At 59.7% G+C, this 21,931-nt stretch carries 11 protein-coding genes; 5 read left to right on the forward strand and 6 right to left on the reverse strand.

The window, feature by feature from the left end:
• Positions 1–4: 4 nt before the first annotated feature.
• The 4 genes from dnaN to gyrB all read left to right on the forward strand — a co-directional run bounded on the left by dnaN (position 5) and on the right by gyrB (position 6,105).
• Positions 5–1,108, forward strand: coding sequence for a DNA polymerase III subunit beta (gene dnaN / locus Q669_RS13190; RefSeq protein WP_011783583.1), 1,104 nt, complete (start codon positions 5–7; stop codon positions 1,106–1,108).
• Positions 1,109–1,126: 18 nt separating this feature from the next.
• Positions 1,127–2,398 (forward strand): ABC1 kinase family protein, encoded by a 1,272-nt coding sequence (locus Q669_RS13195; protein ID WP_011783584.1) that lies wholly within the window; start codon positions 1,127–1,129, stop codon positions 2,396–2,398.
• A 103-nt stretch (positions 2,399–2,501) separates the two neighbouring features.
• Entirely contained in the window at positions 2,502–3,623 is a 1,122-nt protein-coding gene (recF, locus tag Q669_RS13200) for a DNA replication/repair protein RecF (RefSeq protein WP_011783585.1), read from the forward strand.
• 67 nt (positions 3,624–3,690) lie between these two features.
• Positions 3,691–6,105 (forward strand): DNA topoisomerase (ATP-hydrolyzing) subunit B, encoded by a 2,415-nt coding sequence (gene gyrB / locus Q669_RS13205; protein ID WP_011783586.1) that lies wholly within the window; start codon positions 3,691–3,693, stop codon positions 6,103–6,105.
• A 102-nt stretch (positions 6,106–6,207) separates the two neighbouring features.
• Here gyrB and Q669_RS13210 read toward each other — a convergent pair whose 3' ends face one another.
• The 3 genes from Q669_RS13210 to Q669_RS13220 form a co-directional block, all read right to left on the reverse strand.
• The gene (locus Q669_RS13210; protein WP_011783587.1) at positions 6,208–6,975 is read right to left on the reverse strand and encodes a VC0807 family protein; all 768 of its coding nucleotides are present in this window, start codon (positions 6,973–6,975) and stop codon (positions 6,208–6,210) included.
• Between the two features lie 105 nt (positions 6,976–7,080).
• On the reverse strand, positions 7,081–8,358 hold the full coding sequence (locus Q669_RS13215) for an aspartate aminotransferase family protein (RefSeq protein ID WP_022992627.1): 1,278 nt from the start codon (positions 8,356–8,358) through the stop codon (positions 7,081–7,083).
• An 88-nt stretch (positions 8,359–8,446) separates the two neighbouring features.
• Positions 8,447–10,219, reverse strand: coding sequence for an ABC transporter transmembrane domain-containing protein (locus Q669_RS13220; protein WP_022992628.1), 1,773 nt, complete (start codon positions 10,217–10,219; stop codon positions 8,447–8,449).
• A gap of 226 nt (positions 10,220–10,445) precedes the next feature.
• Here Q669_RS13220 and Q669_RS13225 point away from each other — a divergent pair, with 226 nt between their 5' ends.
• The gene (locus Q669_RS13225) at positions 10,446–12,239 is read left to right on the forward strand and encodes an ABCB family ABC transporter ATP-binding protein/permease (RefSeq protein WP_022992629.1); all 1,794 of its coding nucleotides are present in this window, start codon (positions 10,446–10,448) and stop codon (positions 12,237–12,239) included.
• Between the two features lie 9 nt (positions 12,240–12,248).
• On the opposite strand, the gene recD is transcribed toward Q669_RS13225, so the two are convergent.
• The 3 genes from recD to recC are packed head-to-tail and all read right to left on the reverse strand — an operon-like array spanning position 12,249 to position 21,813.
• A complete protein-coding gene (gene recD, locus Q669_RS13230) occupies positions 12,249–14,501 on the reverse strand; it encodes an exodeoxyribonuclease V subunit alpha (RefSeq protein ID WP_022992630.1) in 2,253 nt (750 codons plus the stop codon).
• Complete coding sequence (gene recB / locus Q669_RS13235) at positions 14,498–18,223, reverse strand: exodeoxyribonuclease V subunit beta (RefSeq protein WP_011783592.1); 3,726 nt, start codon at positions 18,221–18,223, stop codon at positions 14,498–14,500. The genes recD and recB overlap by 4 nt, the downstream gene beginning before the upstream one ends.
• A complete protein-coding gene (recC, locus tag Q669_RS13240; protein WP_022992631.1) occupies positions 18,220–21,813 on the reverse strand; it encodes an exodeoxyribonuclease V subunit gamma in 3,594 nt (1,197 codons plus the stop codon). The genes recB and recC overlap by 4 nt, the downstream gene beginning before the upstream one ends.
• Positions 21,814–21,931: the final 118 nt, after the last annotated feature.

The raw sequence follows: 21,931 nt of genomic DNA on the forward strand, positions 1-21,931 counted from the left end.
TGCCATGAAACTGACCATCAGCCGTGAATCACTGATCACCCCGCTGCAAAGCATCGCGGGCGTTGTGGAAAAGAAACAGACCATGCCGGTGTTGTCCAACGTCCTGCTGGAAGCGGAAGACAATACGCTGACACTGACCGGTACCAATATGGAAGTGGAGCTGGTGGCTCGGGTAGCACCAGTCCATGTGGATCAGCCTGGTCGTATCACGGTTCCGGCGCGGAAGTTGGCGGATATCTGCCGGGCCCTGGGGGATGAGGCGCCTATCGATCTGGCACTGGAAGGCGATCGTCTGCATCTGCGTTCTGGCAATTCCCACTTCACCCTGTCGACGCTGCCGGCGGAGCACTTTCCCAATGTCGAAGATGAGCCGGAAAGCTTCCGCCTGGCATTGCCACAGAAAGAGCTCGGTCGCATGCTGGATGCCACTGCGTTCGCCATGGCCCAGCAGGATGTGCGTTATTACCTGAACGGGTTGTTGCTGGAAGTGGATGTGAATCATGCCCGGGTTGTGGCTACCGATGGTCATCGTCTGGCCATGGCCCAGTTAGATCTGGATACCGGGTGTCCGGAGTTGCGGCAGGTTATTGTGCCTCGTAAAGGTGTGCTGGAGCTGGCCCGGCTTCTGGATGATGAAGAATCGCCGGTTACGCTGGTCATCGGTGACAATCATCTGCGGGCGACGGTGGGCAGCTATACCTTTACCTCCAAGTTGATTGAAGGCAAGTTCCCGGATTACAACCGGGTGATCCCGCGGGGCGGCGACAAGACCGTACTGGCTGATCGTTCAACGCTGAAAAGTACCCTGCAGCGGGCGGGCATTCTGTCTCACGAGAACATCCGTGGTGTGCGCCTGAACCTTTCTCCCAACCAGTTGCAGGTGTTCGCCAATAACCCTGACCAAGAACAGGCCGAAGATGCGTTGCCGGTGGAGTATCAGGGCGAATCACTGCAGATCGGGTTTAATGTAGGCTATCTGGTAGATGTCATGAATGCACTGGATGATGACCAGGTGAAGATTACGTTGTCGAATCCCAACAGCAGTGCGCTGATTGAGGCTCAGAACGACAACCGTTGCCTGTATGTTGTCATGCCGATGCGACTGTAATCAGGTTTGGAGGGCTCTATGGGTGCTGTAACGAATGGAATCAAAGGCGCGTTCAGGATCGGCCAGACCCTGTCTGTGCTTGGCCGCACCGGGGTAAACTGGGTTCGGGGCGATCGGCCCCCTGCCCCGAAACTGTTAAGGCAGACCTTCGAAAGCCTGGGCGCAACCTACATCAAGCTGGGACAATTTATTGCCAGCTCGCCGACCTTTTTCCCCAAGGAATATGTGGAGGAGTTCCAGTTCTGCCTCGACAAGACCCCGAGCCTTCCCTTCAGCGTAATCAAGAAGATCATCCGGGACGAGCTTGGTCGCCCTATTGATCAGGTGTATTCGGAAATTGATCCGGTTGCACTGGCTTCGGCATCCATTGCCCAGGTTCATGCTGCTCGCCTGCTAACGGGTGAAGAAGTGGTGATCAAGGTTCAGAAGCCGGGTGTGGAAAACATTCTGCTGACGGACCTCAACTTCCTTTACCTGTCTGCCCGAATGCTCGAGACGCTGGCCCCGAAACTGTCCTGGACCTCCATGTCCGGCATTGTTGATGAAATCCAGAAAACCATGATGGAAGAATGCGATTTCATCAAAGAGGCCAACAACCTGAAAGTCTTCTGGGAGTTTTTGCAGAATACTCACAATGAAGATGCGACCGTGCCGCGGGTGTACGAGCATTGCAGTACTCGCCGGATTCTGACCATGGAGCGTTTCCATGGGGTCCCATTGACGGATCTTGAGAGTATTCGAGGCTTTTCCCGTGATCCGGAGCGGACATTGATAACCGCCATGAACACCTGGTTTGCCAGCCTGACCCAGTGCGAGTTTTTTCACGCAGACGTTCATGCCGGTAACCTGATGGTGCTTGAGGATGGTCGGGTTGGTTTTATCGATTTCGGCATTGTCGGGCGTATCAGACCGGATACCTGGCAGGCCGTGAGTGATTTCATTTCCGCGATTATGGTGGGCAATTTTGATGGTATGGCCGACGCCATGATCCGGATTGGCGTCACCCGGCACACCGTGCGGGTGGACGATCTGTCTGCGGATCTTCAGCGTCTGTATCGTCAGATGGATCGTATGGTTCCGGATGATGTGCCCTATCAAGCGGAACAGGCCGAGGACGACGTGAATAATATCCTGATGGACATGGTAAAGGTTGGCGAAAGTCATGGTTTGCATTTTCCCCGTGAATTCGCCTTGCTGCTCAAGCAGTTCTTGTATTTCGACCGCTATGTTCACATCCTGGCGCCAGAGATGGATGTGTTCATGGACGAACGGCTAACCATGCTTCATTAACCGGTCTACCGGGGTTTCTAGTACACTAGGGCGATATCGGAAACGGTATCGCCCTTTCTCGTTTTGATCGTCCGAATTCTCAGCCTGAGCACTCCGTTAACCTATGGCGCTAGTCAAACTCCAGACACAGCATTTCCGAAACCTGTTATCTGCGCCTGTAGAATTTTCACCGTCCTTCAATCTTCTTTATGGCGCCAATGGCAGCGGTAAAACCAGTGTCCTGGAAGCGATTGGCTATCTGGGGCTTGGTCGGTCGTTTCGGGTCAGCCGGCATCAGGCAGTCGTGGCTCATGGGCAATCGAAACTGACTGTCTTCGGGGCACTGGATTCAGGTCTGTTGGCGCAAGAGTCTTCAGAGAAGGTTGAGCACAGGATTGGTATTTCCCGGGATGTCAGCCTCAAGGAAACCCAGTTGCGGGTAGATGGTGAGGCGGTTCGCAGTCTTTCGTTTCTGGCGATGCATCTGCCGGTCTCGGTCATTGATCCCGGGGTATTCGACATTGTTGCTGGTGGCCCGGGTAAGCGTCGGCAGTTTCTGGATTGGTTAGTGTTCCACGTGGAACCTTCCTTTTCTTCCCTGTGGCAACAGGTTCAGAGAGTCACGTCACAGCGGAATCAAATGCTGAGAAATGGTAGACTGGACGAATCGTTGATGCGGGTCTGGGATTCCCAGTACGGCGCCTTGGCGGAGTCGTTGAGTGACATCCGGGAAACCGTTTTCCAACGCTTCAAGATCGCTTTTGAATCGGTGTTGGCGGAGCTGGATGCGCCCTGGGTGGAAGGTCTGAAGATGGACTTTTATCCGGGCTGGGATCGAAGCACAGCGTTGACCGAAGTACTGGTTAACCATCGCGAACAGGAACGTCGTATGGGTCACACCTTGTACGGCCCGAACCGGGCGGATATCCGTCTGAAGTTTGGTGGTCGTCCGGTGGCGGAAACGTTCTCTCGGGGGCAGCAAAAGACACTGGTGATCCTGATGAAGATTGCTCAGGGCAAGGTGTTGAGTGATCTTGGCAAACAGGTGACGTTTCTGTTGGACGATATCAACGCCGAGTTGGATGTTCGTCATCGCGTTATGCTGGCTCGCAACTTACAGGAACTGCGTTGTCAGGTGTTTATCACCTCCATTGAGCATCCGGAACCGGACACGTTGTGGCACGATGGGGATACACCTGAATACAGAATGTTCCACGTGGAACATGGACAATTGACGGAAGAATAGCTGAGCCGGGCGGGTTCGCGAATGATCGTGTCGCCAGGGCTGGGCTCACCTCCAGGAGTCTCTTTTAATGAGTGAATCGAACTACAATTCCTCCAGTATCAAAGTCCTCAAAGGACTCGACGCGGTGCGTAAACGGCCCGGTATGTACATCGGTGATACCGACGATGGCACCGGCCTGCATCACATGGTCTTTGAGTTGGTGGATAACTCCATCGATGAGGCTCTGGCTGGTTACTGTTCTGAAATCGGCATCATCATCCACCCGGACGAATCCATTACCGTAAAAGACAACGGTCGCGGTATCCCGGTCGATCTTCATGAAGAGGAAGGTGTTTCGGCCGCCGAGGTCATCATGACCGTGTTGCACGCCGGTGGTAAGTTCGACGACAACTCCTACAAGGTCTCCGGCGGTCTGCACGGCGTGGGTGTGTCTGTGGTCAACGCCCTGTCTTCCTCGCTGACCCTCACCATCCGCCGGGATGGCAAGGTCTACGAGCAGAGCTACACCCACGGCGTGCCCAATGCGCCCCTGGGCGAAGTCGGTGAAACCGATGCCTCCGGTACCAAGGTTCACTTTATTCCCTCGCCGGAAACCTTCACTCATATCCAGTTCCATTACGACATCCTGGCCAAGCGCCTGCGGGAACTCGCTTTCCTGAACAGTGGTGTGCGTATCCGCCTGACGGATGAGCGTTCAGGCAAGGAGGAGATTTTTGAATATGAAGGTGGTCTGCGGGCCTTTGTTGAGCACCTGAATACCAACAAGACGGCCATCAACCGTGTCTTCCATTTCAACCGTGAGCGGGAAGATGGCATTGCGGTAGAAGTGGCCATGCAGTGGAACGACGCCTTCCAGGAAAACATCTACTGCTTCACCAACAATATTCCCCAGCGGGATGGTGGTACTCACCTGGCCGGTTTCCGGGCAGCACTGACCCGCTCTCTGAACAACTACATTGATCATGAAGGCCTGGGCAAGAAAGCCAAGGTAGCAACCTCCGGTGATGATGCCCGGGAAGGCCTGACCGCTATCATCAGTGTGAAAGTGCCCGATCCCAAGTTCTCCTCCCAGACCAAGGACAAGCTGGTGTCCTCGGAAGTGAAGACGGCCGTGGAGCAGGAACTGTATCAGAGCTTTGCGGAGTACCTGCAGGAGCAACCCAACGAAGCCAAGCAGATCGTTAACAAGATGATCGAAGCGGCCCGTGCCCGGGAAGCGGCCCGTAAGGCCCGGGATATGACCCGCCGTAAGGGCGCCTTGGACATTGCCGGCCTGCCCGGCAAGCTGGCGGACTGCCAGGAAAAAGACCCTGCCCTCTCCGAACTGTTCATTGTGGAGGGTGATTCTGCGGGTGGTAGTGCCAAGCAGGGCCGTGATCGTAAGACCCAGGCCATCCTGCCCCTGAAAGGTAAGATCCTGAACGTCGAGAAAGCCCGCTTTGACAAGATGCTGTCCTCTGCCGAGGTCGGCACCCTGATCACCGCGCTGGGTTGTGGCATCGGCCGGGAAGAATTCAACCCGGACAAACTCCGTTATCACTCCATCATCATCATGACCGATGCCGATGTGGACGGTTCTCACATCCGTACTCTGCTGCTGACCTTCCTGTTCCGCCAGATGCGGGAAATCATCGAGCGCGGCCATGTATTCATCGCCATGCCGCCGCTGTACAAGGTCAAACGTGGCAAACAGGAGCAATACCTGAAGGACGAGAAGGCGAAGGAAGCCTATCTGACCCAGTCGGCCCTGGAAGGCGCCCAGCTCTATGTGAACCCGGAAGCACCGGCCATCAAGGATTCCGCCCTGGAAACCATGGTGAAGGATTATCAGGCAGTGATGGCGATGATCGATCGCCTGTCCCGGGCCTATCCGGCCAAGGTACTGCAGCAGATGGTCTACAACAGTACGCTCAAGCCGGAACACCTGAAGGAAGAGGCTGAAGTGGCCCGTTGGGTGGCGCGCCTGGGTGAAGGTCTGGATCTGGATACCCGCACCGGCACCAAGTACACCTTCTCCGTGACTCGCGACGAGGAACGGGGCCTGTACCTGCCCAAAGTCACCATCTTTGTGCATGGCATTCCCCATGAGCATGTGTTCAGTCATGACTTCTTCGAGTCTTCGTCCTACGGGGCCATTGCCCGTCTGGGCGAGACCCTGGAGGGGCTGATTGAGGATGGCGCCTACATCCAGCGTGGCGAGCGCAAGCAGTCTGTGCTGTCCTTCGAGGGCGCCCTGGAGTGGCTGATGAAGGAAGCCCAGCGAGGCCTGAACATCCAGCGATACAAGGGGCTGGGTGAAATGAACCCGGATCAGTTGTGGGAAACCACCATGGATCCGGAAACCCGCCGGATGATGAAGGTCACCATTGAGGATGCGATTGCCGCGGACCAGATCTTCACCACACTGATGGGGGATGATGTGGAGCCACGGCGGGACTTCATCCAGAGCAACGCGCTGGAAGTGACCAACCTGGATATCTGATCAGACCAACCTTGTTGGCAATAAAAAACGGTGGCTCCTTGTGGATGCCACCGTTTTTTTATGGGTGTGTCCGGGGAACCCGGAAACCGGTGTTGTAATAACCTATTTCGAGGAGCCGGACTCTGCCCTCTTCCGTTCCTTTTCTTTTTCCTTTTCAATCAGATGTGGCGCCATCACCTCTTCCAGGGTATACCCCGTCAGGCGCCGGATGGTGCGCCAGAGGTAATAGAAGATCAGCATCATCATCACCATGGAGGGGATGGCAATCATCGGATAGCTCACCAGGGTCATGCGGCCCAGTTCCTCATTGAAGGCCTGGGTGCCCGAAGGGCTCACCACAATCCATTTCGCCAGCACATAATTCATGATGGACGAGAACAGGAAGGTGCCGGCAAAGAAATAGCTGGCCTTAAGTAGCCGCCCTTCAAACTCCTCCACGCAGTTCTTTTCTTCCAGTGAGGCCTGAATCTTGTCCACGTCCAGCACATTCGGGTTATAAAGCAGAGTACGGACCAGGGGGTACCTGGTGCGCGTAGACACCAGTACCGCCAGACCAATGACGGCGGGCACGGCCGCTTCCTTGATGGCGAGCCAGCCGGCATCCAGTTCCAGCAAACCAATGCCGCCGGTGAGGCCGACACTGATCAGGCCCAGCAAGGCGATGAAGTTTTTCTTGTGGTAGCGCACCAGCTCGAACAGGCCCCAGCCCAGGGGAAACGCCAGGCCGATGATCAGCGCATTGACGCTGCCGAGGTGTTCGTCACCACTGAACTTCATCAGAATCACCGAGGGAATGATGATACTGACCAGCAGGTCGATCCAGGGTCTGGGTTGGTGGTCTGGAGTGGGAGAATTACTCTGGGACGTCATGGTTACCGCCTGATCGGTGAATCAACGGCAGAACCCGAGGGGGCACTGCCGGAAAGAGCTTCCGGCAGTATACGACGAATAGGAAGTCAGACGTAACCGCCTGGTTCAGGCGCCCACTTCCTTCAGGCATTCCTCAACAATATTCAGCCCTTCTTCCAGCACTTCGTCTTCGATGGTCACCGGCATCAGGAATCGCAGTGTGTTGCCGTGCATACCGCAACTCAGCAGGATCAGTCCTTTCTCCTTTGCCTTTTTGGTAATGGCCCCGGCCAGTTCTGGCATGGGCTTGTGACTTTCCTTGCTTTCCACCAGCTCGAAGGCCGCCATGGGGCCCAGATTTCGAGCGTTGTCCACATGGGTGAACTGCTCCTGCCATTGGTCGAACCGGGCTCTGAGTTTCTCGCCCAGGCGCTGGCTCCTGCCAAGGATATCTTCTTCCTTGATGACATCGAACACCGCCAGGGCGGCGGCGCACGCGGTGGGGCTGCCGGTGTAGGTACCGCCCAGGGAGTTCGGGCCGGAGGAGTCCATCACCTTGTCGGTGCCGACGATGGCCGAGATGGGCATGCCATCGGCCATGGATTTGGCCATGGTCATAATGTCCGGCTCAATACCACTGTGTTCGATGGCGAACAGCTTGCCGGTGCGGCCAAAGCCACTTTGCACTTCATCCACGATCATCATGATGTCGTTTTCATCGCAGATCTTGCGGATGGCTTTCAGGAAACTTGGCGGTGCCGGGTAGAAACCACCCTCACCCAGAACCGGTTCCAATACGATGGCGGCGGTTTCATGGGCCGGGGAGTCGGCTTTCATGGTCATCGCCAGGCCACGCAGGGACTCTTCTTCGGAAATGCCATGGTAAGGCACCGGGTAAGGCGCGCGGTAGACCAGGCCGGGCATGGGCCCGAAGGAGGTCTGGTAAGGGGCGGCCTTGCCGTTCATGGCCATGGTGAAGAAGGTGCGGCCGTGGTAACCGCCGTCAAAACAGATAACGTTGTTTTTGCCGGTGGCTGCGCGGGCAATCTTGACCGCGTTTTCCAATGCCTCGGCGCCGGAGTTGGCCAGCATGACCTTGCCGTGGCCTTTTACCGGCACCACTTCGCTCAGTTTCTGGGCCAGCTTCACGTAGCCCTCGTAGGGCATCACCGTCTGGCAGGTGTGCATCAGTTTGTCGAGCTGCGCCTTGACGGCCTCAACCACCCTGGGATGTCGATGGCCGATGTTCAATACGCCGATACCGCCGGCGAAATCGATCATGCGTTTGCCATCTGCGTCCCAGACCTCTGCGTTCAGGGCGTGATCTGCAAATTGATCATTGGGGCTTGCTGCGCCCGCGGCGACGTATCGCTCTTTGAGTGCCTGCAATTCTTTGTTGCTCACTTTGCGTGTCTCCCTGTGTCAGGATTAGGAATTTCTAGTACCAGTGTAGGGAGTACGCACCCAACACACAAACCGACCAACGGGGCACTCAGTGTTCTGTCTGGCTCCCGGTGTCCCGGAATTGCAGGCTGGCCAGGCGCCGGTACAACGCGTTATCGCGGATCAACTGGTCGTGACTGCCCACTGCCAGCAGTCGGCCTTCGTCAAATACCGCGATCCTGTCGGCGTCCCGCACCGTTGCCAGCCGGTGAGCAATCACCAGGGTAGTCCGGCCCTCCGTGAGCGCCGGCATGGCCTGCTGAATCAGATGTTCGCTTTCCGCATCCAGGGCGCTGGTGGCTTCATCAAGCAGCAGAATCGGAGCGTCGGCCAACAGCGCACGGGCAATCGCCAGACGTTGTTTCTGGCCACCGGAAAGGCCCTGGCCGGCATCACCCAGGGGCGTGTCGTAACCCTGTGGCAGGGCCTGAATAAATTCGTGGGCGTGGGCAATACGGGCGGCCTGCTCGATCTCAGCCTGATTGGCCTCGGGCCGGGCGTAGCGCAGATTATCGGCGACAGTGCCATGAAACAGGGCGGGATTCTGCGGCACCAGAGCGAAACACCGTCGCAGGTCAGCCAGTGGAACCTTGGCGGTGTCTATGCCATCCAACCGGATAGAACCGTCCTGTAGCGGATAGAAACCCAGTAGCAGATCAAACAACGTGGATTTACCGGCACCGGACGGTCCGACCAGGGCAAGGGTTTCACCCGGCTGGATTTCCAGAGAGACCCTGGCAAGCGCTGGCCGTTCCGTGCGCCCGTTATAGCTGAAGCTCAGGTTATCCAGAGTAATTGCGCCGGTCACTGTGCCCGGGAGCCTGTCCGTTCCCGTCTCGGGACGCCGCTCCGGCTCGGTCTGCAGCAGCTCAAACAGGCGAGCTGCGGAACCGGCGGCGCGCTGTAATTCGCCAATCACCTCACTGATGGCTCCAGCCGCGACCCCCACCAGCAGGCTGTAGAACACAAAGGCTGCCAGCTCACCCGGTGAGATTCGGCCATGAATCACATCCAGCCCGCCAATCCAGATGACAATACCGACGGCGCCCATCACCAGGGAAATCGCCAATGTGGTCAGCCAGGCGCGCTGCCGAATCCGTTGCCGGGCAATATCGAAGGCTTTTTCAGAAACCTCGGCGAAGTAGCGGCGGTCGTGAGGCTGATGATTGAAGGCCTGTACGGTTTTGATCTGACTGAGATTCTCCCCGACATAACTGCCAACATCCGCCACCCGGTCCTGACTCAGTCGGGACAGCGCCCGCACCCGGCGGCCGTAAAACAGGATCGGCGCAATCACCAGCGGAAACCCCAGCAGGATGATGCTGGCCAGCTTGGCGTTGGTGACAAACAGAAGAATCAGCCCGCCGATAAGCATCAGCGTGTTGCGCAGCGCGATGGAGACGGTGGAGCCAATCACCGATTGCAGTACGGTGGTGTCAGCCGTAAACCGGGACTGAATCTCCAGGGCCCGGTTCTGTTCAAAGAAGCTGGGCGTGAGATCGATCAGGTGATTGAATACCCGTTTGCGAATATCTGCCACCACCCGTTCGCCAATCCAGGACACCAGGTAGAATCGGGCAAACGAACCAAAGGCCAGGCCGAGTACCAGCACGAAAAACAGGCCGATGGCTTTGGCGAGGTTGTCCGGAGACTGCGTGGCCAGGCCCTGATCGACCAGAATGCGCAGGCCCTGGCCCAGACCAAGGGTGATGCCGGCGGTAATAACCAGGGCAATCAGTGCCCCTACAACCGCACGTCGATAGGGACTGATAAACTCGATGACGAGTCTTAGAGCTTTACGAGGATTGGGGCTGATGGTCACTCTCCTGATCGATCAAAGTTTAATTAAGCCGTTTCTTTTACGATTTGTCCTCAGATGAAGACGTATCATAGCTGTTAGCAAGAGTGCACGGGATGGGGAGCCTTTCCGGGACCGTCAAAAGCCAGGGATGGCTTTTGTCGAGCGTACAGGGATGTATTTACAGCGTGTCCCGGAAAGGCTCCCCATCTCGGGCGCTCGACATCTCCAAAAGTTCAAGGATATTGCATTGAGAGCCTACGCCGACAACGACTACCCCGCCGATCATAAGCCCGACTGGTCGATTATTTCCGGGTTGTGGCCGTATCTTCTGGAATTCAGGGGGCGGGTCGTGTTGGCTATGGCGATGCTGGTTTTGGCAAAGCTGGCCACCGTCGCCACCCCGGTGGCACTGAAATACATTGTCGACTACCTGGACCAGAACCGCGGTGCCGACATGCTGCTGTGGATTCCGGTTGTGCTGGTGGTGGCCTACGGTAGCCTGCGTTTTGGTGCCACCCTGTTCAGCGAACTGCGGGATGCCGTGTTTGCGCGGGTCGCGGAGCGGGCTATGCGGCGGGTCTCTCTGCGGGTGTTTGAACACCTGCACCAGAGGGAACTGGGATTTCATCTGGACCGTAAAACCGGTGGCCTGGCCCGGGATATTGAACGCGGCACCAACGGCATCAGCTTTCTGCTGCGCTTCACCCTGTTCAACATCGTGCCTACCATCCTGGAAATCCTGCTGGTGGCGGGCATCCTGCTGGTGGTGTTCAACGTCGGGTATGTCGTCGCCATTCTGGTGGCGGTGGTTGTGTATGTGGTGTTCTCTATCAGGATCACCGAGTGGCGAACCAGGTTCGTGCGGGAAGCCAATGCCCGGGACAACCAGTCCAACTCGCGGGCCATCGACAGCCTGCTCAACTACGAAACCGTCAAATACTTCAACAACGAACGTTATGAAGCCGAGCTTTACGATCAGGACCTGGATGAGTGGGAAAAGGCTCGGTTGAAGAACCGCCTGTCGCTGGCCACCCTGAACGCTGGCCAGGCATTGATCATCGGCGTGGCGCTGATCGTCATTATGGCCATGGCGGTGGGCGAAGTGGCCAGTGGTGAAATCACCCTGGGTGATTTCACCATGATCAACGCCTACCTGATCCAGCTGTTCATTCCCCTGAATGCTCTGGGCTTTGTCTACCGGGAAATCCGCCAGGCGCTGGTGAATGTGGAGCGGCTGTTCAAGCTGTTGGGTGATGAGCCGGCAATCCAGGATGCGCCGGATGCCAGGCCGTTGGCTGTGGATAACGGTGAAGTGCGCTTTGAACACATCCACTTCGCCTACCGGCCCGACCGTCCCATTCTGCAGGATGTGAACTTTACCATTCCCGCCGGCCACACCGTGGCGGTGGTGGGCGCCAGCGGCGCGGGCAAATCTACCCTCGCCCGGTTGCTGTTCCGCTTCTACGAAGTCGATAAGGGCGCGATCCGGATTGATGGCCAGGATATCCGATCGGTTACACAGGACAGCCTGCGTTCGGCCATCGGTGTGGTGCCGCAGGATACCGTGCTGTTCAACGACACCCTTTACCGAAACCTGGCCTATGGCCGGCCTGAGGCCACCGAGGAAGAGGTGTACCGGGCGGCGAAAATGGCCCATCTGGAAAACTTTATCCACAGTCTTCCGGAAGGCTACGAAACGAAAGTCGGCGAGCGCGGCCTCAAGTTGTCTGGCGGCGAAAAACAGCGGGTGGCCATTGCCCGGGTTATCCTGAAGAACCCGCCAATACTGATCCTGGACGAGGCAACCTCCTCCCTGGACTCCTTGTCCGAACAGGCCATCCTCGGTGCCCTGAAAGAGGTCAGCCACCAGCGTACTACCCTGGTGATTGCCCACAGGTTATCCACAGTTCGCGATGCCAATAGCATTCTGGTGATGGACGGGGGCCGGATTGTTGAAAGTGGCAGCCATCACGAGTTGCTGGCCCGCGATGGTCATTACGCCCGTCTTTGGGAACAGCAACATCGGAGTGAGGATAACTGATGCCCGGGGCTATTGCTCCCCGAGCCGAAGCGCCAGTCCTGAAGCCCGCACCACCTGTTGGCTTACGCTGTCTTTGAACACCTGCGCATCGCCGGTAATCAGGCTGAACCAGTTCCTGGCCCGGGTGATGCCCGTGTACACCAGTTCCTTGGTGAGTACCGGGCTGAGGCGATCTGGCAGCACCAGGCAGGTGTGGTTGAACTCCGAGCCCTGGGACTTATGCACCGTCATGGCGTATACCGTTTCCAGCTGTTGCAAACGGCTGGGGGAAATCCAGCGAATGCCGCCGGTGCTGTCACCGCTCGGGAAGGCTACCCGAAGGGTCGCTTTTGGCTCGCCGGTTTCGGTCTTATCCCAGGGTACACTGAAGGTGAGGCCGATATCCCCGTTCATCAGGCCGAGGTTGTAGTCGTTGCCGGTGACCAGCACCGGCCGGCCGGCGTACCAGCCGTCGGTTTTGTCGATCAGTTTTTCAGCCAGCAGCTTCTGGGCGATACGCTGGTTCAAGCCCTCCACGCCCCAGGGGCCTTTGCGTAACGCACACAGCACCTGGAAATCGTTGAAGGCTTCCAGCACCTCAGCGGCGTGGGCATCCCAGGCTTCCCGGGGACTGTCGGCGGTCAAATCACAGCTGTGGATAACTTCCAGATAATGGCGATAGCCCACCGGTGTTGGCAGCGCCTCGCCATTCACCACCCGGCCCTGGCCGGCGTTGCGGAAAGCCTCCGGTGAGCCGGTGATGGCGTGGTAGCAGATCAGCTCAAGTGTTTGATCCGGATCGGGTTTTGGTGTTTGGCCGTTCAGCCAGATTACATCATCAAACCCGGCGTCCCGGATCTGACCCAGTACCTGGCTGGTGAGCTCGCTGGTGTTTACGGCTTCTGCCAGTTGACGGATACCACTGTCCTGTCCGAAGCGGTAGCTCTTGCGCAACATCGCCACCGCTTGGTCGAGTGGCTGGCCGGAGTTATCCACAAGGCTATCCGGCACCTGCGCGCCGGTGATGGCAGCCAGCCAACGGGCAGTATCCGGCGTGTAGTGGGCGTCCAGGGCCCGTTGGCAAAGTTCCCCCAGCACCGCACCGGCGTCCACTGAGGCCAGCTGGTCCTTGTCGCCCAGCAGGATCAGCTGAGCGCTGGCGGGCAGGGCATCGAATACCGAGGCCATCAGGTCGACATCCACCATGGATGCCTCATCGATGACCAGGATATCCACCAGTAACGGATTGTCTCGGTGATGTCGGAACTGGCGGGTGTCTGGCCGGCTACCGAGTAGCCGGTGCAGGGTGGTGACCTTGGTAGGAATGTCCTCCAGTTTCACGGAGCCGGGCAGGTCGGCCAGTGGCAGCTTGCTGACCGCACCGCCAATGGATTCGTTCAGCCGGGCGGCGGCCTTGCCGGTGGGTGCGGCCAGGCGGATACGGTACTTGCGCCCTGCCCGCTCCGGGCTTTCCCCGGCCACGGCCTGCAGGGCTGCCAGAAGATTCACCACGGTGGTGGTCTTGCCGGTACCCGGACCACCGGTGATCACGGCGAAGCGGTTACGGGCGGCCAGAGCGCAGGCCAGTTTCTGGTAATCCACCGGCTCTGTGGACTGGAACAGTTTGCTGAGCGCTGTGGATAAGGTTTGGGAGGCCGCCGATTGCGGGTCGGCCAGCGGCGATGGCAAGGCCAGTCGTTGCTGAATGCCCTCGGCAATGCGTTGTTCGTAACGCCAGAACCGGCGCAGGTACAGTCGGGTGCCGTTCAGTACCAGCGGTGCCGGCACGGAGCCATCGCTCACGGCCAGAGAACCCTGCAGGGCTGCGAGGCAATCGGTTAGCTGTACCCGTGACAGCAGTTCCTGTGGATAACGCCCTTGCAGGTTGGCCACCTCGCTCTCAGACAGGCCGGTATTGGCCGGTTCTTCCGGCGGCAGCGCCAGGGTCTGGCCGGCATCGTCGAGTAGCGTGGCCAGATCGATGCATACGTGCCCCCGGCCCACCTGGTGCGAGGTCAGTGCCGCCAACAGCAGCACCAGTGGTTGCGGGCCTTCGCCCTGCTCTTCGCTGAGTTCCCTGATCAGCCGGGCAAAGCCGGTATCCAGCGGGCGAATCCAGCCGGCCTGTTGCCATTGCCCTAACAGCGCCTCGGTGTCGTCAGGATGGGCCAGCAGCTGGGAGTTATCCACAGCCTCCGGTGATTCTGTGGCCGCCCGGTTCACTGGCGTGTCGTCACCCAGGTCCAGGGCAAACTGGTTTTCGGTATGGCGGGTACGGCTCATGCAGCCACCTCCCCGGACACCGGCTCGCCATCGAACAGGGCGTCCAGTTGTTCGATCAGCATCCTGGGGGGCTTGTCGGTAAAGGCGCCGCCGCTGGCGGAGTTCACCCCGCGCAGGAACAGGTACACCGCGCCGCCAATGTGCTGGTCGTAGTCGTATCCCGGTAAACGGGCCTTCAGCAGCCGGTGCAGGGCCAGCAGGTAGAGGATGTATTGCAGGTCGTAGCGTTTGTCCAGAATCGCCTGGCCCATGGCCTGGTCGGTGTAGGCGGCGTCGTCCTCGCCCAGAGCATTGGATTTGTAGTCCAGCACGTAATACTGCCCCTTGTGTTCAAACACCAGGTCGATAAAGCCCTTGAGCATGCCGTTGAAGCGGTTGGCCTCGGCCCGGGGCCGGTCCGCGCCGTTCAGGGTGTAACGGGTGACCAGTTTGTCCAGTGTATGGATGCTGACGTTACGGCTTTCAAACCAGAACTCCAGCTCCGGGCGCAGACTTTCCAACTGCGCCAGGCTGGCGGTATCCTCGCCATTACGATCCAGTCGCAGTGGTTTGCGGATCAGTTCCAGCAGCCAGTGTTGCAGGGGCTCGATCCAGTCGCCCCAGCCCCGGGTGCCGCAGCGGCGGCTCAGCTGTTCGTGCAGCAGCTCGGGGTTATCCACAACCCGCTGGAAGCCCTGCGCCGTGCACCATTCCAGTAATTCGTGCAGGAAGGTGCCGGGGCCGGCGCCCTTGGGGAAATGGTGATGGTTGCGCACCGCGGGCACGGGGGGCGCTTCATCAGTGTCGTCCTGGGCACTCTCTTCCAGCAGGTTCTGGGTCTGGGCGTCTTCCACCTCGCCGGTGAAGGTAATGCCGGTGCCGGCCATGCCGGTGTATTCGATGGTGGAGTAGCTGGCGATCCACCAGTCTTCCTTCGCTTCCCGGTTGGAGATCAGCGCCGGGCCCAGGGCTTCCGGGGCGGTTTCGGTGAATATTGTGTTTCCGGCTTCCGGCAGCGGGGTAATCCGGATTTCCGGGCGGCCCTGGGCCAGTGAGGCCAGAGCCTGGCTAATGGGCTGCTCCGGTGTTCCGGCAATCGCATAGCCCAGGCCGCTCTGATACCAGTTATCCACAGCCGCCGCGCCCACCCAGGTGGCAAACCGGGCCCGCGTCAGGGCCACATAGAGTTTACGGATGTCCTCGCCCAGGCGTTCCTGGTCGGCCCTTTCAATGTCTTCCGGAGTCGGATCGAACACGGTCACCAGCTTGCCGGTGTCGTCGTGGTAGCGAACATACGCCTGCTTCGGGTTCTCTGCCCGGAAGGCGGTGCCGAAAGGCAGGAATACCAGTGGGTATTCCAGGCCCTTGGATTTGTGCACGGTGATTACCTTTACCAGACCGGCGTCGCTTTCCAGGCGCAGGGTGCGGTGTTCGTCTTCTTCGTCTGCCGCCCGCAGGATCTGGGTGAAGTGGTGCACCAGGGCATGTTCGCCGTCCAGTTGTAGGCTGTCCTGCTGCAGCAGTTCGGCTATGTGCAGGATGTCAGTCAGTCTTCGCTCACCGTCAGGGCGTTGCAGCAGGCGGCCGGGAACCTCGAAGTCCATCAGAAAACTACGCAGCATGGGCAATACGCCCTGGCTCTGCCACTGTTGCTGGTAGCGCTGGAAGCGCTCGATTTCCCGTTCCAGTATCAGCTCGTCGGTGAGCAGCCGATCCAGTGCCTGCCAGCTCTGGCCCAGGGTCGGTGTGGCCAGCGCGGCGCGGATGAAAGCCAACTGCCGGGGTTCGGCAAAGGCGCGCAGCCAGCACAGTACCTCGTTCGCCTCCCGGGAGGTCAATACTGAATCCCGGTCCGACAGGTACACACTTTTGATACGCCGGCGGCCGAGGGCGTCCCGCACCGCAGCCGCTTCGTTGCGGTTATTCACCAGTACGGCAATGTCGCTGGGTTCAACGGGTTCGAGGTCGGCCGGGTTATCTGGCAGGACAAAGCCTGCCTGCCCGGCCTGGCCCAGGGTTAGCAAGCGGGCAATCTCGCTGGCGCAGGTTTCGGCTACATCGGCCGTGGCGGTACCTTTGGCGAGGCCTTTGGGGTTACCTTCCTTGTCCTCTTCTCCGGATTCGTGGGTCCAGAACACCAGGCTGGGCTGGATCTCTCCGTTTACGGCCCAGAGCCGTTTGGTGCCGTTGGCCGCCACGCTCTGGAACGGCAGTGGCGTGCTGTCCCCGTTGCCGAACAGGAAGGCGCCTTTCGGGCTTTGCTGGTCGCTGTACTCGAACACCCGATTCACCCCGCTGACCATAGTATCGGCGGAGCGGTAGTTGGTGCCCAGGGTGTAGGTGCGGGCCTGTACGCCCAGTCGGGCCTGCAGGTAGGTGTGGATATCGGCGCCCCGGAAACCGTAGATGGCCTGTTTCGGGTCACCGATCATCAGCAGGCAGGTGTCCGGTTGGTTGGCTTCTACGTTGTAGATCCGGTTGAAAATGCGGTACTGCACCGGGTCGGTGTCCTGGAATTCGTCAATCAGCGCTACCGGAAACTGGCGGCGGATGGTGGCGGCCAGTTGATCGCCCCGGGGGCCATGCAGGGCGTCGTCCAAGCGGGTGAGCAGGTCATCAAAGCCCATTTCCGAACGTTGCTGCTTCTCCGCTTCCAGCCGCGCGGCAACCCAGTGGCTGGCGTGGCGCAGGATATCGGATTTGGCGCTGGGCAGGTTCTGGCCGAATGCCAGCAAGGCGTCGATGGCGTCAAAGGCCGGGTGCCGGGGTGCCGGTTCGTCCCCTTTCAGGATGTTATCCAGGCCTTCGGGGGTCTGGTTTTTGTAACCGGCGGCGCTGTCCAGCTTCTCCGGCAGCAGCTCGTCGGATTCAGCCCAGGCCAGCAGGCTGTCCCAGACCTTGAGCATGGCGTTCTTGCTGCCGCCGTGCAGGCGCTTGGCTTTGTTCAGGCCGTTCAGCAGGTCTGTGACTTCCTGCTGCCACTGGGCCCAGGGGTGGGCTTTCAGTTCATTGGCCCGTGCCTGCCGTTCGCTGACCACCTGGTTGATGGCCTGGTGCACGTTCTCTGGCGGTGTGCCCAGGGCGGCTGGGTCGTCAATCAGGTTGCGCACCGCCTTGCGCAGGTCGGTGGGGGTTTTCCAGTGGCTCAGGGCTTCGTCCATCAGTGCCGGTGGCAGCGGGTAGACAAAGGTGCGCCAGTAGTCCCGGGCCACATCCTCCAACAGCTCGCTCTGGTCGGTTTCCAGGGTGAGCTTGAACAGGCTGCCGCTGTCGAAGGCGTGTTCGCTGAGCATGCGGTTGCAGAAACCGTGGATGGTCGATACCGCAGCTTCGTCCATCCATTCCGCGGCCAGCAACAGCTTTTTACGGCACTCGGGCCAACTGGCCGGGTCCGGATAGCTGTCATCCCGCAGCTTGTGGATAAGTGCGGTTTCCGGGGTCGGTTCCAGGCTGTCGGCGGCCTCGGAAAACACCTCGGCGGCCTGGGTCAGGCGGGTGCGGATGCGGTCTCGCAACTCCTTGGTGGCGGCTTCGGTAAAGGTGACCACCAGCAGGTTCGGTGGCAGCAGGTTCTGCAGCGGGCTGTCTTCACTTTGGCCATGGCCCAGCACCAGACGCACATACAGGATGGCGATGGTGAAGGTTTTGCCGGTGCCGGCACTGGCCTCGATCAGGGCGCTGCCGTTCAGGGGCAGCGTCAGCGGGTCCAGGTTCGGGTTTCGGTTGGTTCTCTGTTCCGTCATTCCATGCTCCCGATTTGCTCCGCCGCCGACTTGCCCTGTTCGGCCTCCCACAGAGGCACATAAAGCTGGTGCAGCAGGGCTTCAAACTCGCCGCTCGCCATCAGTGCCTCGGGACTTTCGAAGGCACCCAGCAGGTAGCCGGTGTCCCGGTCCAGGGCGGTGGAATAGGCCTGTTCTGCTTCGCTAATGGCCCGTTCGTGGTCGCCGACAGATTTCTTGCCGCCATAGAAACTGGTGATCCAGGCAAAGCCGGCTTCGCAGTGAATGGGCAGGGTCCGGGTGGTGGCTTCCATCCAGCGGCCCAGAATGGCTTCGAAGTGCTTTTGTGCCTGCTCCGGGGCCATGACCGGGAAGCGGAATTTACGGCCTTCTTCCTTGCCCAGGATCACGGTTTCAAAGGGCTGGCCACTGAGTTGCCCGGCCAGGTGAACCAACCAGTCCCGCAGCAGGTTGGCGTAGCGGACTTTTTTCGAGTAACCGGAGCCGGTAAGCAGGCCGGAGCTGGCGATCACCAGCCGGCACAGCTGCCCTGCGGGGTTGCAGCGCAGGTTGTCGATTAAATCGGCCACCTCCACCGCGCCTGTGCTATCCGAGTACCGAAACTCGAACGGTAAGGGCTCGGCCACTGCTTCCGGCCACTCGGCCAGCGCGCCGCGGTAGCGTTGAAACAGGTCTGGCAGGCGGCCGGCCAGCTCGGTGCGCAGGCGATGTTCGGTTACCCCCATACCCAAATCGCCCCGCCGGGCCATACGGTCCAGAGTGGCTTCCAGGCGTTCGTGCAACTCCTCTTCACTGGCCGCTTTGACGACACCCTCATGGATCAGCTCGTTGTCCAGGCGCCAGCGGTCCAGGCCGTTCAGGTCGAAGTTTTCGTTATCGGTGTCGTCTTCTTCCACCGCTTCAAAGCGTACCTGCAGCCGGCGCTGGTAGAAGGTGTCGATGGGCTTTTTCAGGAAATTCGCCAGCTCGGTCAGGCTGATGGGCTCTTCGGGCGTCTGGTACGGCAGCGCTTCCCGGCTCTGCTCCGGGTTATCCACGGCATGAGCGCTGCGCCATTCCCGTTCATAGGTGAACAGTCCCCGGGCCTGCAGCACATCGGCCAGGGGTTTGGGTTGGGTCTCTTCACCGTCGCCCACGCCGTTGGTTCTGGGGAAATAGTCCCGGCTGAAAGGCTGCAGCGGATGCTGGGTGGTCAGAGCCTTGGTAACAGAACCATCCGGTTGCCCCGCTACTTTCCACAGACTGTTCAGATGGTCCTGTAACTGGCTGATGAGCACCGAGGGTGGCCGTTCAGAGTCGTCCCTGATACTGCGCCCCACCCAACTGATGTACAGCTGTTCCCGGGCGGACAACAAGGCTTCCAGAAACAGGTAGCGGTCGTCTTCCCGGCGGGAGCGGTCCCCCGGCCGGTAATCCTGGGCCATCAGGTCGAAATCCACCGGCGGCCGGGAGCGAGGATAGTCGCCGTCGTTCATGCCCAGCAGGCATACCTTGCGGAACGGAATGGCCCTCATCGGCATCAGGGTGGCGAAGTTGACCTTGCCGGCGAGGAAACGCTGGTTCAGGCCGCCCTCATCCAGGCCCTGCAGTAGCACATCCTTGACGATATTCAGGGGCAGCGGTTGCTGTTCCAGTCCGGCGGCCAGGGCATCGTCCAGCCACTGCTCCAACTGACGGCGGAAGCGGTTTAGCAACAGCAGGTCCTGGCCTTCCACCTTGTGGAAAAACTGCTCCAGCATGGCGGAGAACAGGGCTTCCCATTCCCCGGGCGTGCGGGTGGCCTGCAGTGCCTGCCACAGGGCTTCCAGCTGGTGCACGAATTCGCCCAGGCGACCGGCCAGGCTGGCTTGCAGGCCGCCGATTTCACCATAGGGCTCTACCCCGCCCCAGGGCTGGTCATCGCCCATGCCATAACCCAGCAACATGGCGCGCAGCCCGGCTTGCCAGGTGTTGCGTTCCAGCTCTGCCGGCAGGTCCAGGCTTTCCCGGTGCTTGCCATGCAGGCCCCAGCGAATGTTGGCGCCTTCCACCCAGCGCCGGGCCAGAGGGATGTCGTCTTCGCTGATGTCAAAGCGGTCGCGGATGCCGGCTACTTCCAGCAAGCTGATGATTTCGCTCACACCGAAGCGGCTTCGGGGCAATGACATCAGGGTTTCCAGGGCAATCAGCACGGGTTCGTGGTGGCGCTGTCCCTGGTCGGAAATGGTGAACGGAATGTGGCGCTTGCGGCCCGGCGAGTAGCGACCGAACACCGCCTGAATATGAGGCGCGTACACGTTGATGTCAGGCACCATCACAATTACATCCCGGGGCCGCAGTGTCGGATCGGCATTGAACGCAGCCAGCAGCTGGTCGTGCAGAATCTCCACTTCCCGCTGGGGGCCGTGGGCGTCGTGGAACACCACGGAATGGTCGCGGGTCAGATCCACCGTGCGCTGCTGCTGGCGGATTTCCTGCAGCGGCGTCAGGTTGTGGATATCGTTCTGCAACTGGTGCAGCAGGCAGGGGTTATCCACATCGCCATGGTCGGTGAAGATGTCGATCTTCTGGCCCGGCGTCTGGAAACTGGCGCGGTAGTCGTCCGGGTTGTCGAACTCATCCAGCAGGCGAATGTAGTCCCGGCCCTGTTTTCCCCAGGCCGCCAGCAACGGGTTGGCGTGCTGGTGCAACTGGTCCGGGTCGTCAATTTGCGACAACACCGGGTGTGCTGCGCCCCGCTTGCGTTCGGCTTTTAACAGTTCCCGGTCGCTGATGATGTCGGCCCAGTAGAACTGGCAGGGGTTGTGGACGCACAGCACCACCTGGCTGAACCGGCTCAGTACATACAGGGCTTCCAGCGCCTGCCGGGGCAGCGACGATACTCCGAACACCACGATGCGCTTGGGCAAGCGACTGGCATTGGCCGGTTCGCTGATGCGCTGGCCCTGGGCCATAAAGCGGGTGTGGATTTGCGAACGGCTGGTGTGGGCCTCGCTGCCCACGTCCTCGACCAGCTTGCGCCAGAGCAGGGGCTGCCAGCAGGCTTCCGTATCCAGCGCTTTCTCCTCGCCCCGGGCCGTGATCACCACGTCCTTGCCCTGTTCCCAGGCCGCGAGCCAGTCGGCCCGGAACACCTGGTACTGATCGAACAGATCCGCCACTTTCTCCGCCAGCTGGAAATTGCGCAGATCGGTATCGCGGCCGTCCAGGAATCGCGCCAGTGGTGTGAACGCCTCATCCTGCCCCACCAGCTCCGGCAACAATCGGTACAGCCGCCAGACCAGACGGCGCTTGTCGAAGGGGGACTGCTCCGGTACTTCGCCGTCGGGCAACACCGCCCGGTAGGCCTGCCAGATGAACCGTGCCGGAAACAGGAAATCCATGCCGGCGGCAATGCCCAGGCCGCCTTCCACGCCATCCTCGGTGCGCTTCTCCGCCAGCGCCAGCTTCAGCCACTGGGCAATGCCGTTACTCTGCACCAGAAAGGTCTCGCTCTGTAGCGGCGGCATGGGGTTCTGCCGGCAGATATAGACCACGGCGCGGCGCAGGTCTTCCAGATGGTTGGCATGGATGGCGTGAAAGCCGGGTTCAATGGCTGTGGAGTCGGCCATGGTTTTCCTTGTCTGATGAACAATTCAATCCTCGGGCCACAGCTTACCGCAGTTGGCCGAGAATACGGACCGTCAGGCGCACTCCATCGTAACCTGACGGAGCGACGCGGGCAGTCGT

The sequence above is a fragment of the Marinobacter sp. C1S70 genome, assembly GCF_000475355.1.
Taxonomy (GTDB): Bacteria; Pseudomonadota; Gammaproteobacteria; order Pseudomonadales; family Oleiphilaceae; genus Marinobacter; species Marinobacter nauticus.